General features: G+C 67.4%; 10 protein-coding genes. 4 read left to right on the top strand and 6 right to left on the bottom strand.

The annotated features are described in order from the left end of the window. Positions 1–388 precede the first annotated feature (388 nt). The gene (locus J2X41_RS17145; RefSeq protein WP_310083426.1) at positions 389–1,285 is read right to left on the bottom strand and encodes an alpha/beta fold hydrolase; all 897 of its coding nucleotides are present in this window, start codon (positions 1,283–1,285) and stop codon (positions 389–391) included. Positions 1,286–1,459: 174 nt separating this feature from the next. On the opposite strand from J2X41_RS17145, the gene J2X41_RS17140 reads away from it, so the two are divergent. After that, complete coding sequence (locus tag J2X41_RS17140; protein WP_310083423.1) at positions 1,460–2,068, top strand: ester cyclase; 609 nt, start codon at positions 1,460–1,462, stop codon at positions 2,066–2,068. Between the two features lie 161 nt (positions 2,069–2,229). Here the strand turns inward: J2X41_RS17140 and J2X41_RS17135 are convergent, their stop codons facing one another. Next, the gene (locus tag J2X41_RS17135; RefSeq protein ID WP_310083420.1) at positions 2,230–3,609 is read right to left on the bottom strand and encodes an oligogalacturonate lyase family protein; all 1,380 of its coding nucleotides are present in this window, start codon (positions 3,607–3,609) and stop codon (positions 2,230–2,232) included. Positions 3,610–3,708: 99 nt separating this feature from the next. After that, entirely contained in the window at positions 3,709–6,405 is a 2,697-nt protein-coding gene (locus tag J2X41_RS17130) for a TonB-dependent receptor (RefSeq protein ID WP_310083416.1), read from the bottom strand. A gap of 262 nt (positions 6,406–6,667) precedes the next feature. Here J2X41_RS17130 and J2X41_RS17125 point away from each other — a divergent pair, with 262 nt between their 5' ends. Continuing rightward, positions 6,668–8,029: a pectate lyase gene (locus J2X41_RS17125; protein WP_310083413.1), complete on the top strand. Its 1,362-nt coding sequence runs from the start codon at positions 6,668–6,670 to the stop codon at positions 8,027–8,029. Between the two features lie 9 nt (positions 8,030–8,038). Here the strand turns inward: J2X41_RS17125 and pelA are convergent, their stop codons facing one another. After that, complete coding sequence (gene pelA / locus J2X41_RS17120) at positions 8,039–9,355, bottom strand: pectate lyase (protein ID WP_310083411.1); 1,317 nt, start codon at positions 9,353–9,355, stop codon at positions 8,039–8,041. 83 nt (positions 9,356–9,438) lie between these two features. Beyond that, the gene (locus J2X41_RS17115; protein ID WP_310083408.1) at positions 9,439–11,700 is read right to left on the bottom strand and encodes a hypothetical protein; all 2,262 of its coding nucleotides are present in this window, start codon (positions 11,698–11,700) and stop codon (positions 9,439–9,441) included. A 218-nt stretch (positions 11,701–11,918) separates the two neighbouring features. Here J2X41_RS17115 and J2X41_RS17110 point away from each other — a divergent pair, with 218 nt between their 5' ends. Beyond that, positions 11,919–12,680 carry an SDR family NAD(P)-dependent oxidoreductase gene (locus tag J2X41_RS17110; protein ID WP_310083405.1) on the top strand — a complete coding sequence of 254 codons (762 nt, stop codon included), beginning with the start codon at positions 11,919–11,921 and terminating at the stop codon, positions 12,678–12,680. 97 nt (positions 12,681–12,777) lie between these two features. Beyond that, the gene (rhaT, locus tag J2X41_RS17105) at positions 12,778–13,872 is read left to right on the top strand and encodes an L-rhamnose/proton symporter RhaT (protein ID WP_310083402.1); all 1,095 of its coding nucleotides are present in this window, start codon (positions 12,778–12,780) and stop codon (positions 13,870–13,872) included. A 70-nt stretch (positions 13,873–13,942) separates the two neighbouring features. Here rhaT and J2X41_RS17100 read toward each other — a convergent pair whose 3' ends face one another. After that, entirely contained in the window at positions 13,943–15,394 is a 1,452-nt protein-coding gene (locus J2X41_RS17100) for an amino acid permease (RefSeq protein WP_310083399.1), read from the bottom strand. Positions 15,395–15,396 lie beyond the last annotated feature (2 nt).

The raw sequence follows: 15,396 nt of genomic DNA, 5'->3' as shown, positions 1-15,396 counted from the left end.
CCCGCCGCCCGCCGCGGTCCGATCGCCAGGCCCAGGCGGCCCCGCTCGGTTCCACCCCCATCGCCTGCTTGGGCCGGTACCAAGAGCCCTCCCCCCGCGATGGAGACGAGATCAGTATGGGACGGGTTTGAGGTCCGAGGACCGGTGACGCTGCTTTTTCTTCAGGGCGTTGAAAGGATTGGGGCTCTTTGCGCCGCCAACGGGGATTGAGCGCCGTCCATCCCCCTAAAACCGCCGTCATTCCCGCCCGATGATGATGAGCACTGCGCTTACGCCATATCACCACGATAGCGACCGGCGGACCAAACCGTTCGAACGCTTCCGGTCGACTGACTAGCCCCGTATAGCCATATAAACGGACGGCTGTATTCCAATGCATCCGCAGTCGCTACCGGCCCGCGGGCAAGCTCGCCAGCCAGGTCAGGACCTGCGTTTCTAGCGAGATGCGCGCATCGGACCAGTCATGGTCGGTCGGCGTATAGGCGGATACAGCCAGGGAGCCCGGGACTTTCTTCATGGCTTCGATCAGCGTCAGCGAATAGGGTTTCGCGAAGTCCTCGCTGTAGAGAATGAGCAGTCGCCGGCCGGCCAGGCGAGGCGCCAGGTTGGTGAAGGACCAGGCGTCGGCATTTGCAGCCAGTTCATCCGCCATGCTGTCGCCGGTCACATCGACCAGGGTTTCGCGGACGTCATTCATGCGGGTGGCGATCGCGGCATGATCGGCACGCGCGTTCAGCCCCACCTTTCCAAAGTCGCCCGCTGAAAAGATGACACCGCCGAGCAGGGCAGGATCATCGGCCAGCGTGTGCGCCGTCACCCAGCCGCCCATGCTATGGCCACCGATGGCGATGCGGCTGGTGTCTATGCCGAGCTTCTTCGCATTCGCCGGATCGCGAATGAAGGCGAGGGTCGCCTTCGCATCTTCAAGGGTGTTCGCGAACCGGAATGAGCCGCCGCTTCCCCACGAACCGCGATAGTTGACGGTGACCGCGTTCCAGCCCGCTCTGCGCACCGCCTGCGCCAGATCGAGATTGCGCTCAGTGCCGGGCAAGCCATGGAAGAACACGAAGGTGGGATGCGGCCCCGGTCCGGACGCCGTGTAGACGACGCCGTTGATGATCGTCCCGCCGCTCGGCACATGAATGACCTCCTTCCTTGGGGGAAAGGCGGGATCGCGAACTGGATCCGTCGCGATCGCACGCTGGACATCTTGTGCTTGGCCGTAAGCCGGGAGGGCGGCGAAGGCAAAGAACAGCAGTATCGACGCGATTACTCCCCGAGTCATTGCAGCCCCCGCCCAAAGGAAGAGAGCGAAGATAGCACGGAACGCGCTACTGGCTAACGCACCCGTTCTGCCCGCAATCAGGTCGCTGGTCCTACTCTGGAGCTCGGCACGACAGTTTAGAGTTGCAAGCGCCTTGATGCGGCTGAAGATGCACCTCCACCTAGGAGGCGAATGATGCGCTTGGACCGTCGCTGGCTTCTCTCCCTGTCCGCTTGGCTGCCCTTGAGCGGGGTCGTCCATGCGCAGACGCCGGCTCAGGTCGCCGGCTCACCTCCCAAATTCCCGCCGCCCGTTCCAGACATTCCCACCAGCCACATCGAGGCTACGGCCCTGGCGGCGCGCAACGCGGCGACGGTCCGCCGCCAGAACGCGCTGGTCAACCAGGGCAAGATCGACGAGTCGGTCCAGGCCTTCGCGCCCGACACTCGCAATCACGGCGTCGCGGTGGGCCGGGCCGGTCTGACGCGCGTGCTGACCGACATCCTGGGCACGTTTCCCGACTACCATTCCGAGGAATTCGACCTGATGGCGGCCGGGGATGAGGTCGTCATGCGCCAGATCAACACCGGCACGCACCTGGGCGTGAGCAAGATCCCGTTCAACGGCGGCCTGTTGGTTGGCGTGCCGCCGACGGGCAAGAAGTTCAAGGTCCAGTCGATCCATTGGTATACTTTGAAGGATGACCTGATCGTCGAGCACCGCGCCAGCCGCGACGACATCGGCATGATGCAGCAACTGGGCCTGCTGCCCATGACGCCGCGCTACGATCTTCCCAAGGTGTGAGCGCCTCGGAAGGATCTTCAAATCAGGCCTCAACGCCCGACTGGGCGGAAGTTTGCCGTAGAGGCCCTCGTGGCGACCTGACTTTCAGATCGCCACCGCCAGGAATTGTCGGTCTCGGGTGACACCCACCCTTGTGACGGGAACGGTAACGCTGGACGGAGTCAGGCCTTGGCCACTTCCACGGCATAGACGTGGTTGGCGCCGTGCATGTTGGAGGTGAACACGATCCACTTCTGGTCGGGCGTGAAGGTCAGGTTCGGCTCGAGGCGATAGTCGTGGGCTGACATGTCGACCAGCTTCTCGCTAGCCATCTTCTCCACGGTGATCAGATCCTGCGTGTAGTACTGGGTCGCCGCGTCGCGGATGGTCTCGGGGCGGAAGGCGTAGAGCCATTTGCCGTCCTTGGCGTGGGCGACCATGTCCTCGTCGCCGCCGTCGCCGGCGAACAGCTTGCCGTCCCTGGCGACATTGTAGTGCACCGACCACTCGTTCTGCTCGACCCGGCGATAGAGCTTCCTGCCGGTGGCGATCTCGTGCCCGGCGATCCAGAACACCTGGCCGCGCGGGGTCTGCAGGTCGTACCAGATCCACTTGCCGTCGGCCGAGAAGAACTCGTGGCCGGCGATCTCGAAGTTCATGGTCCGGGTGTGGATCTTGGTCAGGCCCGTGCCGTCGGTGCGGATCGTCCAGATGCGGTCGACCCGGTGCCAGGGCCCCTCATGGCAGAACATCACCAGGGTGGGGTCGGTCGGCGAGAACTGGGCGTGGCCCAGCCAGCGGACGGACTTGTGGATCACCGTGCGCGCGCCGGTCTTCAGGTCGACGGTGAAGATCTCGGCCGGCACGTCGGTCTCGAAGCGCTCGGTCATCCGCACGCCCTTGGCCTTGGCGAAGGACAGCGGCTTGCCGTCGGGCCCCAGCGCCGCGTACTCGGCCTGGCCGAAGCGCTTGCGGTCGTCCTCGGTCTTGGGCTGCAGCGGCTTGGCGCCATAGGCCACCGAGCCCAGCAGCAGGGTCCCGTCGGCGTTGATCGAGTTGATCGCCCCGGCCGGGATCTGGGCGATCTTGCGGGTCTTCTTCGTGTCGACGTCGATGGCGTAGATGGTCTTGGGCCGGTCGGTCGCCAGGCCCTCGCTCCCGTCGGCCATCTTCGGCGCGGTGACCGAATAGAGCACGTCGCGCGAATGGCGGGTGGTGAACAACAGGTCGGCGTCGGGCCCCTTGACCAGCAGGGTCAGCTTGAAGGTCTTCAGGTCGCACAGCCAGATACCGCCGGCGCTCTTCAGCACCAGCTTGTCGCCCTGCGGCGTGTAGCCGTTCTGGTGGAAATAGAGGTTCTGCGTGCCCGGTTCGTTGGACAGCCGCACGATGCGGTGGCCGGTCTTCGGGTCGAACCAGTCGCGCGGCGGCTCGGCGGCGGAGGGCGCGGCCGGCGCGGCCTGGCTCAGCGCCTGGCCCGGCGCGGCCACGGCCGCCGCCAGGGCGAGGGCGCCGCCGCCCAGGAACTGGCGGCGATGGGCCGAGATGGTCGCGTTCGACATGAAGCTGCTCCCGAGAAACTGGGCCGAAAGAAAAGGACCTGGAGCGGACGACAATCCGCTCCAGGCCAAAACGAGGAAGTGGGGGGGGGGAAGACTTCCTCAGTAGGTCCAGCGGACGCCGAGAATGATCTCGCGGCCGGTGTGGCGGTAGTCGTTCACGCGGTCGGCCACGTCGACATAGGCGTCGGTGTACTCGTCCGACAGGTTGATGCCCTCCAGCGTGACCGTGAGGTTGTCGCGGACCTTGTAGCTGGTCGAGAAGTCGTAATAGGTGCTGCCGTGGGTGCCGCCCTCGCTGTTGCCGTTCGAGCCCGGATAGCCGGTCAGGAAGCCCGAGCGCTTGGCGGCCGAGACGCGGGCGCTGAGCTTGTCGCGCTCGAAATAGAGCGTGGCGTTGGCCGTGGTCTTCGACTGGCCGGTCAGCTTGTTGTAGTTCGGCGCGGCCGCGGTGCCGTAGTTCACGTTCGAGTCGACATAGGTGAAGTTGCCGATGAAGCCGAAGCCCTTCAGGGCCTCGGGCAGGAAGGTGAAGGGCTGCTGGTATTGCAGCTCGACGCCCTTCAGGGTGCCGCCCGTGCCGTTGTATGGGGTGGTGACGTCGAAGATGTCGCTGGGAACGGCGCCGGCGCTGGTGATCAGGCTGGTGGGCAGGTTCAGCGAGCTGTAGACGGCCTGGGTCGTCCTGCTGGCGATGAAGCTGTCGATCTTCTTGTAGAACACCGCCACCGAGACCAGGGACTCCGGCGCGAAGTACCATTCGGCCGCCAGGTCGTAGTTGGTGGCGCGGAACGGCTCCAGGTCCGGATTGCCGAAGTTGACCGTGCGGGTGGTGGCGCTGACCGAGCCGCCCGGCGTCAGGCTGCCCAGGGTCGGGCGGGCCATGACCTTGGCGACGCCCAGGCGCAGCATCACGCCGTCGGTCGGCTCCAGCGACAGGTTCATCGACGGCAGCACGTCGGTGTAGTCGTTCTTGGCGGTGATGTAGGTGGTGTTGACGAAGCCCTTGGACACCAGCTTGGTCCGGGCCACGCGGGCCCCGAAATCGGCCTTCAGCGGCATGCCGCCCAGGACGGTGGCGTTGACGATCGCCTGGCCAAAGCCGCTGAGGTCGTCCTCGGCCACGTCGCGGGTGTCGCCCGACTGGACGATCAGCGGGTAGCTGAGCAGCTTGGTGTAGGCCAGGGCCTTGTCGATGTCGGCCACCACGTACGAGCGGTCGCCGCCCGGGAACGGGAAGTCGCGGCCGAAGCGGACCACCTTGGCGAAGGCGCCGACGCCGACCACCTGGTTGGCGCCGGTCAGGGTCTGGTTGCGGCTCTTGTCGCGATACTTGACCACGTACTGCTGGGCGTTGATGCCGCCGCGCAGGGTCAGGTATTCGTCGACGTCGTATTCCACCTCGCCGGTCGCGGTGCGCACGATGTTCAGCGCCGTGCTCTCGCGCGAGCGCATCTCGGTCAGGGTGAACAGCGCCGGATTGGTGACGTCGAAGCCGTAATTGATGATCGGCGTGCGGTCGTTGGCGCGAGCGTCGTAGGTGTAGCCGTTGACGTCGTTGCGATCGAGCTGGAACGAGATCTGCTCGGGCATCGAATAGGCCGAGTTGGCCACGCCGATCCGGCCCTTGACCCGCAGACGGTCGCTGAACTCGTGCTTTCCGGCCAGGCTCACCTGGGTGAACTTGGTGTGGTCGCGCTGGATGCCGTTCTCCGAGCGAACGTCCACCTTGTCGAACACGCCGTAGGTGAAGGTGTTGCGGTCGTTGATCGCATAGTCGCGGACGATCGTGCTGCCCACGCCGGCGGCGTTGGAGCGGCTGAACGAGATGGCCTCCAGGTTGGGGCTCTCGGTGAACTGGTCCAGGTCCGAGTACAGGACGTCCAGGTCGAACCGGGTCTTGTCCGACGGCTGCCACTGGGTCGAGAAGGTCAGGCCCAGGCGCTCGGAGTCGATCTTCGAGGCGGTGTAGCGCGGGATGCGCGGATAGAAGGCGTTCTGCACCTTGGCCAGCTCGGCCGGGCTGGTGCAGATCGTGCAGCCGGCGAAGTTGTCGGTGGCGTCACGACCCTGCCAGCGGGTGGTGTTGAAGCCTTCGGCCACCGGCTGGCGCTTGGAATAGGCCACCGAGGCCAACACGCCGAAGGTCTGGTCCTCGTTGGCCCAGCTGACCAGGCCCGCCACGCGCGGCAGGATGCGGTCGGTGATGCTGTTGAGGCTGCCCTCGGCCGAGCCGGCCGCCTTGAAGCCCTTGTAGTCGAACGGGCGGCCCGTCTGCAGGTCGACCGTCGCGCCCAGGGAGCCTTCCGGCGTGTCGGCCGACTGGGTCTTGCGCACGGTGATGCTGTTGAACAGCTCCGAGGCGAAGACGTTGAAGTCGAAGCCGCGGCTGCGGTTGCCGCCGCCTGTGGCGATGGCGTCGACGCCGTTGATGCGCACGCGGGTGAAGTCGGCGTTCAGGCCGCGCACGGTGATCTGGTGGCCCTCGCCGCCGACCCGGTCGATGGTGACGCCGGGCAGGCGCTGGATGGCTTCGGCCAGGTTCTGGTCCGGGAAGGCCGCGATGTCCTCGGCCATGATGGCGTCGACCGCGCCGATGCTGTCGCGCTTGACGTCCAGCGCCTTGCTGAGGCTGCTGCGGAAGCCGGTCACCACCAGTTCCTCGACCTGCGAGGCCTCGTCGGCGGCCGGAGCCTGCGGCGCTGGCGAGATCTGGGCGATGGCCGCGCTGGCCATGGCCAGGGCGACGGCGGAGGCGCCGGAGGCCAGCAGACGCGTTTTCAGGGTGGTCGAGATCATGCGGTTTCTCCCCGTACAAACCGATTTGACACCGGTGTCTTGGTTGGAACCACAACTCTCAAAATGTGGAACCACTTTCCATACCTTGCAACATCCGACGAAAGTCTGCAACTCTGGTATTACCAATTCGACGCATGATGTTGCGTCCGGACAACTAAGTGGGAGCGAGACCACAATCATGCGACAAATGAAAGCCCTTGTATTTTATGGACTTATTCTAAGTTTGATGACGTCCACCGCCCTCGCCGCCCCCGCATCCGACATGACCGCTTTTCCGGGCGCGGAGGGTTTCGGCCAATTCTCGAAGGGCGGTCGCGGCGGTCGCGTGATCAAGGTGACCAATCTGAACGACGCCGGACCCGGCTCGCTGCGGGCCGCGGTCGAGGCCGAGGGACCGCGCATCGTGGTGTTCGATGTCGGCGGCGTGATCCGCCTGAAGAGCGACCTGAAGATCGCCAACGACTTCATCACCATCGCCGGCCAGACCGCTCCGGGCTACGGGATCACCCTGCGCGACGGCCAGTTCCTGATCCACGCCAACCACGTGATCGTCCGCTACCTGCGCTCGCGGGTCGGCGACGAGGCCGGCAAGGAATATGATTCGATCTCGATCGGCGGCGGCTCGGACATCATCCTCGACCACATCTCGTCGGGCTGGTCGATCGACGAGAGCCTGTCGGTGACCCAGAAGGTCACCCCAGAGGTCAAGCGCCTGACCAATGTCACCGTGCAGTGGTCGCTGATCGCCGAGAGCCTGAACCACTCGATCCACGAGAAGGGCGAGCACGGCTATGGCAGCCTGATCCAGGGCTCCTACGGCGCCAAGTACAGCTTCCACCACAATCTGTGGGCCCACCACGAGGCCCGCATGCCGCGCATCGGCAACTATGCCGGGGCCAAGGACGACGCCGAGGGCATCGTCCTCGATTTCCGCGATAACGTTTTCTACAACTGGGGCCAGGGGGCCACGACGGACTTCTACAACTGGGAGCCGGGCGTCAGTCGCGGCTACGCCATGGACCCGTTCTACGGCCGCCCGGACAACGCCTCGAGGTTCGCGGCCGGCGAGGACCTCAACACCAACGCCAACACCCGCTCCAACTTCGTCAACAACTCCTACATCCAGGGCGCCAACACCGGCGGCCCGCTGGCCCTCTACATCCGCAACAAGAGCGGCAAGACCTACTTCTCGGGCAACTGGATGGACGGCAAGCCGGTGGCCGACCAGGCGAGCCTGGTCCTGGCCTCGACCGCCGCGCCAGGCGAGCACGTCGTCGACCAGCCCTTCCCATTCGGACCGGTCGTGACCCAGCCCGCCGACGTGGCCTATCGCCTGGTGCTCGACGAGGCTGGCGCCTCCAAGGCCCGCGACCCGATCGACGCTAGAGTGGTCAAGAGCGTGCGCGACCGCACCGGCAAGATCATCAACAGCCAGAAAGAGGTCGGCGGCTGGTTCACGGCGTCCTCGACCGCCGCGCCCAAGGACGCCGACGGCGACGGCATGCCCGATGCCTGGGAGAAGGCCCGCAAGCTGAACCCCAGGGATCCGTCCGACGCCGCCAAGGACCGCGACGGCGACGGCTACACCAACATCGAGGAATACGTAAACGGCCTGGTGAAATAGACGTCCAGGCTATGGGGCGGGGTGGGTCTTGGTCCATCCCGCATAGGCGTCGATCGCCTTCTGCGGCTCGGTGCTGAACCAGGCGTAGCCGTTACGACGCTCCAGCGACAGTTCGTTGGCGTCGTCGCGCAGGGTCTTGTCCCGCTCGCCGAAGACCGGCCTCTGGTCGGCCACGCCATAGTAGCGCGCCCAGATCGGCGAAGCGCCGGCGCGGTCGACCAGGCGGCGGCCTTGCGGGTCGCCCTTGCCGCCGACCCACGCCTTGTCGCGCAGCGCCGCCCCCTTCAGCCAGGCCACGCCGGCGTGGACGGCGACGACCTCGGCCGGCGTCGGTTTGGGCAGGCTCATCAGATAAAGCAGCAGGTCCGCGCTCTCGCCGCTCGCCAGGGCCGGCGGTTCGTAGTTGCGGCCCGCGACCGGCTCTAGGGTGAAGGGGTCGACCTGCTGTCCCCAACCTGTCAGCCTGCCACCGACGCGGATCTGGGCGGCCAGGATGCAGGCGCGGGCCCGCGCGGCCGCCCGACCGGCGTCGGCGCGCACCTTGGCCGGTAGGAAGGCGAAGTCCCCGCCGCCCCCGGAGACCTCCGTCAGAAGAGCGGCGGCCTGCGAGACGGCGTTGTCGTTGAACGTCACCGCGTCATGATAGCCGCCCTGCAGCGGCCAGACCTGCGGCCAGCCGCCGTTGGGCATCTGGGCGTTCAGCAGGTAGCGCACGCCCCTTTCGATGGCCTGTCGATAGGGCTTCCCCGCGGCGTCCGGCGTCCGGGCGGCCACCTTGCCCAGGAAGCGCAGTTCGGTGGTCGTCGCCCCATTGTCCAGCGTGCCGACATAGCCCCAGTCCGGATCGCTCGCCGCGTCGAAATCATCTTCGGTGAGGCGCCGGGAATTGTTGTCCGAGGCGTAGGGCTGGCCCGGCAGGCGCAAGGCGCCGGCGCGGTTCTGGTTCTTGCTCCAGCCGCCGGCCGGGGTCTGGAAGCTGACGATGACGTCGGCCACGTGGCGCGCCGCATCCGAGCCGTACCACGCGGCGTCGCGGTCCAGGGGCATGCCGTTCCCCTGCCCGCCGTGCGCCCCCTCGGGCTTGGGCGGCGCGGGCTGTCCGGGCTTCAGCTCGGCGGCCAGGGCGGCGCGGTCGTCGCTCTCCTGGACCTGCGATTTCGCGTAATAGGTCGCCCAGGCGCGCCGCTCGCCGGCGGGCAGAGCGACGATCCGGGTGGCCGTGATCGAGTCGGCCGGCGTGTTCAGGCCGATCACCCCCGCCGTCGCCGGCGCGGCCAGCAGGCCGCTGGCCGTCAGCAGGATCGCCAGGGAAAGACGCATGCTCATCCTTGTTTCTCCAACTGGCGTGTTCCTCCAACTGCGGGCAAGGTCGGGCGACCGGGCGCTTGGCGCACCCCATTTTTCGCCGCTCAGGGCAGAGGCTTGAAGCCCTCGGCCCGCACCCTCCACTTGCCGTCCTTGGGAAAGCCCGGCGCCGGGCCGCTCGAACCGTCCCAGCCGCCGGCCATCATCGCCACGGCCGCCAGCAGCGAACCGTTGGACGGGAAATAGGTCTCGGCCGCCCGCGAATAGCCCGCTCCGTCCTGTCCGACCGGCGCTCCCGCCGGCGCGCCGGCTCCCGCCGAGGTCGGCACGAAGGCCTGGGCGTGGACGTCCAGGTGCACGCGCGGGGTCATGCCGCTGAGGCCGAACTTGTTGTTCTTGGCGTCGAAGAACAGCCAGTCCACGGCCTTGTCCGGCTCGCCCAGGCGCGCGGCGGTCATGGCGACCATCGGATAGTCCCAGCCCCAGGTCTGGCGCAGGTCCCAGTCGCCTTCGACGGCGCGCAGGGTGCGCCGCATGGTCTCCTTGTCGACGCCCTTTCCCGGCAGCAGGCCATAGGCCATCAGGAACGAGGGGTGGTCGCGGTTCAGGCACTTTTCCTCGACCGCGTGGCGCGAGCATTCGGCGCTTTTGGCCACGTCCCAGAAGTCGGGGGTTGACTCTGTCGGCAGGTAGAGGCCGTCCTTGGTGGCCAGGGGCGCCAGGCCCTTGATCACCGCGTCCCATTCGGGCTTGCGCGCCAGGCCCCGGCGCTCGCGCCAGGCCTGGGCCGTCTCCAGGCCCCAGCGGTAGTATTCCAGCTCGAAGGCGGGGTTGAAGGTGGTCAGGGGATCGTAGTTCTCCTGCACTGGGATGATCGGCGGGCCCAGCACGAAGCGACCCTTGGCGTCGCGGTGCGGGAAGCTGGCCAGCAGGTCGGCCGACTGCTCGACCAGTTCGCCGTACCGGGCCAGGGTCGCCTTGGTCGGCTTGTCGCGCCAGACCAGCTCGGACATCCAGATCGGGTGCGGCTGCTGCCACATGATGAACGGCGAGACCTTGCTGGGACTGTCCACCCCGTCGGGTCCGACCATCTTGGGCCACCAGGCGCCCTTCAGGCCGTGACTGGCGGCGCGAGCCTGGGCGTCCTTCAGGTGGCCCAGGTACCAGGGCAGGCTGCGCTCCAGATATTCGGGCCGGTTCCACAGCGCGAAATGCCCGGCGTGCCAGGGGTGCATCTCGAGATGGAACTTGCCGTTCCAGCTGTTGGAGAACAATCCCTCCTCCTGCGGCGGGACCTCGCCGGCGGCGTTCAGGGCCATCAGGTACTGGGACAGCACCACCCGGCGCTCCAGTTCGGCCGCGCGGGGATCGGTGCTGCCGCTGAAATCGACCGCGGCGCCCTGCGTCCAATAGGCCTTCCAGTGGCCGCGCACCGCCTGGTCGGCGATCGCCAGCGTCGGCAAGGCCGGCAGGGCGGCGCGGGAAAAGGCGACCTCCAGCCCCAGCGTTCGCCCCTTGGCCCTGGGCGCAACCTTGAAGCCGTGCGGCCCGTCCGGTGTGAAGCTGACGGCCTGATCGGCCTGCAACGCGGCGAAATAGCGGGTCTGGTCGATCTGGCGACGGACGCTCAGCGTCTTCGCGCCCTCCCCCGTCACCTGAGTCACATGGCCGCCCGGATTGGACCAGTCGGACGGATCGGGATTGAGAGACTTCGACACGCCCGGGAACTTCGCCGACAGCCCCAGGCGGCCCTGCGCCACCAGGGCCGACTCGACGTCGACCACGATCATGTCCAGCGTCGGGTGCACGCGGGTGCGCACCGTCACCGTCTCACCGTCATAGACGAACGTGCTGGTCAGCACGCCGGTCCACAGGTCCAGGTCCTGCCGGGTCTGGGTGACGTCCTCGAACTTGGCTGGCTGGCCGTTCTTGGCGCGCAGATCCAGCGCCACGCGGCCCAGCGAGAAGCGGTGGGGGTTCTCGCGCAGCCAGGCGAGGGCGGGCCGGGTCGCGGCCTCGTTCCAGTCCTTCATGTAGGCGTAGGGCTGTTTCGTCCCGCGCACGTCGATCGGCGTGGTCCCGTCGGCATAGGTGTAGCCGTTGGGATTGGGAAAGCTGTGCCAGGCCCACTGGGCCTCGGTCAGCAGGGGCGCGATCTTGGAATAGGCCTCCGGAAAGGTCTGCAGGCCGGTGATGTCGGCCGTGAAGCCGATCTGGCCGTTGCCGACCATCAGCGGCGCGGAGGGATCGACCCTGGTCAGCCGGATGTCGTGACGGCTGACCAGGGCGTGGCGGTCGATCGGCTGGGCCAGTACGGGGCCGCCCAGGGCAAGGACAGCTAGGCCAGCCAGTAGCGCGCGTCGCATTGTTTCTCTCCCAAACTGAAAGCGGAGACCATCGGCGCCGACCCGAACGCCGCGCCAGCGCGTCGGCCGGACGGTTCGGTTCGCGCGCTCGATTGACGCTCATGGTTCCATTCTGTAGGAATGTTTCTCATATTGTGAAAGTCCACCGCAAGCCTTCTTGTGCCTGGACGGGCGTTCAGCGTCGGGGGAATCATCGTCATGGCCGGATCGAGCGTCGCGTGAGCGCCTACGCCAATCCCTATCTTGGCCGCTTCTCCGGCCGCACGGCGGTGGTCACCGGCGGGGCCTCGGGCCTGGGCAAGGCCGTGGCCGCGCGGATCGTCGCCGAGGGCGGCCAGGTGTCGCTCTGGGATCTGGACGCCGAGGGCCTGAAGGCCGCCGCCGCCGAGGTCGGGGCTCTGCACACGGTCGCCCTGGACGTCTCCGACGAAGCCGCCGTCCTGGCCGCCGGCCAGGCCGCCAACGCCGCGCTGGGCCGCATCGACATCCTGGTCGCCTCGGCCGGCATCACCGGCGCCACGGCTCCGGTCCACGACTACCCCACCGACAGCTGGAAGCGGGTCTTCGACATCAACGTCAACGGCGTGTTCTACAGCTGCAAGGCCGTGGTCCCGTTCATGCTGGCCAACGGCTATGGCCGGATCGTCAACGTCGCCTCGGTGGCCGGCAAGGAAGGCAACCCCAACGCCGGCGCCTATTCGGCGTCCAAGGCGGCGGTGATCGGCCTGACCAAGTCGCTGGGCAAGGAACTGGCCACCCAGGGCGTGATCGCCAACAGCCTGACCCCGGCCACCTTCGAAAGCCCCATCCTGGAGCAGCTGCCGCCCAGCCAGGTCGAGTACATGAAGGGCAAGATCCCCATGGGCCGCCTGGGCGAGATCCACGAGAGCGCGGCCATGGTCTGCTTCATGGCCTCCGAGGAATGCAGCTTCACCACCGGCGCCACCTTCGACACTTCCGGCGGCCGCACCACGTTCTGACCGGTCGCGACCTGGAAGACCAGGCGATCCAAAAGGGAGACGACACCATGGGCGATCAGCCGATCCGCCAGGCGCGAACCGCGAAGGGACCCCGCGCATGACCCCCAATCCCCTGCTCGGCGTCCTCTTCCACTGGCTGGGCGGCCTGTCGTCGGCCAGCTTCTACGTGCCCTATCGCGGCGTGCGCCGCTGGTCGTGGGAGATCTTCTGGCTGACCGGCGGCCTCTTCTCCTGGCTGCTGGCGCCCTGGCTGTTCGCCTCCATACAGACCGAAAACCTGATGGGCGTGATGGCCCAGGTTCCGCCCAAGGTCGCGGGCCTGTGCATCCTGTTCGGCGTACTCTGGGGCTTCGGCGGCCTGACCTACGGCCTGACCATGCGCTATCTGGGCCTGTCGCTGGGCATGGCCGTGGTGCTGGGCCTGTGCACGGTGTTCGGCACCCTGATCCCGCCGCTGGTCCAGGGCGACTTCGCCGACAAGCTTTTGGCCACCCCTTCGGGCCGGATCATCCTGCTGGGCCTGATCGTCACCCTGGCGGGGATCGTCGTCGTCGCCTGGGCCGGCGCCAAGAAGGACGGCGACCTGTCGCCGGAGCAGAAGAAGAAGGCCGTCGCCGAGTTCGACTTCAAGAAGGGCATCGCCGTGGCGGTGTTCTCGGGGATCATGTCGGCCTGCTTCGCCTTCGGCCTGTCGGCCGGCGAACCGGTCAAGGTCCTGTCGGCCGCGGCCGGCACGGGCCCGCTGTGGACCGGCCTGCCGACCCTGTGCCTGGTGATGTTCGGCGGCCTGATCACCAACGGCCTGTGGTGCGCCTGGCTGATCTTCAAGAACCGCAGCGCCGGCCAGTGGCTGGGCGCGGCCAGCCCGGTCGAGGCGGCCGACAAGCCGCAGACCGCGGCCCTCAAGCGCTCGCCCCTGCTGGCCAACTACCTGCTGTGCGCGGTGGCCGGCACCGCCTGGTACTTCCAGTTCTTCTTCTACACGATGGGCGAAAGCCAGATGGGCCGGTTCGGCTTCTCCAGCTGGACCCTGCACATGGCCTCGATCATCATCTTCGGCACCCTGTGGGGCTTCGCCTTCCGCGAATGGAAGGACGCCCGGCCCAAGGTCAAGGCCATGGTCTGGACCGGCGTCGCCCTACTGGTCGGGGCGACCGTGATCATCGGCTACGGCAACCAGCTGGCCGCCTGAGCTTGGCGGATCGAAGAACGACCGGCCCGCGCCTTTGAGGCGCGGGCCGGGTTTCGTTTCACGCGGGCCGTCAGTCGACGATCGCGCTGGCCTCGCGCACCGGCGCGACGTCGACGCCGCGCGCCAGCAGGCTGGTGCGGCGGCTGTAGGCCAGGTAGACGACCAGGCCGATGACATTCCAGATCACGAACCGGATCAGGGTGGCGGACGGCAGGCTGATCATGAAATAGAGGCAGCCGACCACCGCCAGAGGGCCGACGATCCACGCCGCCGGGCAACGGAACAGCCGCGGGAGGTCCGGCCGGCGCACGCGCAGCACCATCAGGCACACCGCCACGCAGATGAAGGCCAGCAAGGTGCCGGCGTTGGACAGCTCGGCGATCTGGTCCAGCGGCAGGAACCCGCCGACCAAGGCCACGACCGCGCCGGTGATCAGGGTCAGGGTGACCGGAGCGCCGCTCTTAGGGTTCAGCCGACCCATGGCGCGCGGCAGCAGGCCGTCGCGCGCCATGACGAAGAACACCCGGGTCTGGCCGAACATCATCACCAGGATGACGCTGGGCAGGGCGACGATGGCGGCGGCGGCGATGCCGAAGGCGGCGGCGGGATGGCCCAGGCCGCGCAGGATGAAGGCCAGCGGCTCGCTCGAACGGGCGAACTCCGCATAGGGCCAGGCCCCGACCGCGCAGGCGGCGACCAGCATGTAGATCGCCGTGCAGATCACCATCGAGCCAATGATGCCGATGGTCAGGTCGCGTTTGGGATTCTTGACCTCCTCGGCCGAGGTCGAGACCGCGTCGAAGCCGAAGAAGGCGAAGAACACGATGGCCGCGGCGGCCATCACGCCGCGCGGATGGCCCGCCTCGGTATGGGCGGCGAAGCCGTAGGGCATGAAGGGCGTGAAGTTGTGGCCCTTGATGACCGTGAAGGTCAGGCCGACGAAGACGGCCAGGGCGACGATCTTGATCAGCACCAGGCCGATGTTGAGCGTCGCGCTCTCGCGCGCGCCCTTGGTCAGCAGGGCGGTCACGGCGACGGTGATCAGCACGGCCGGCAGGTTAATGATCCCGCCGGCGTGCGGTCCCGCCAGGATTTCGGGCGGCAGGTTGATCCCGACGCTCTTGAGCAAGCCGACCATGTAGCCGGACCAGCCGACGGCCACGGCCGCGCAGGTGACGGCGTATTCCAGCACCAGGCTCCAGCCGACGATCCAGGCCAGGCCCTCGCCGAGCACGGCATAGGCGTAGGTATAGGCGCTGCCGGCGGCGGGGATCAGGGTCGCCACCTCGGCATAGGCCAGGGCGGCGAACACGCACAGGACGCCGCAGGCGGCGAAGGCCAGGATCACCGCCGGGCCGGCCCGCTCGGCGCCGATGCCGGTCAAGGTGTAGATGCCGGTGCCGATGATGGCGCCGATGCCCAGGGCCAGCAGGTGCGGCCACGACAGGGTCGGCTTCAGCCGGCGGTCGGCCTCCACCGAGACGATCGCGTCGAGCGCCTTGCGGCGGGTCCAGAAGTTCATGC

Source organism: Caulobacter sp. BE254, from assembly GCF_031457295.1.
Classification (GTDB): Bacteria; Pseudomonadota; Alphaproteobacteria; order Caulobacterales; family Caulobacteraceae; genus Caulobacter.
The sequence above is the reverse complement of the archived record's forward strand: the minus strand, read 5'-3'. Positions and strand labels throughout refer to the sequence as shown.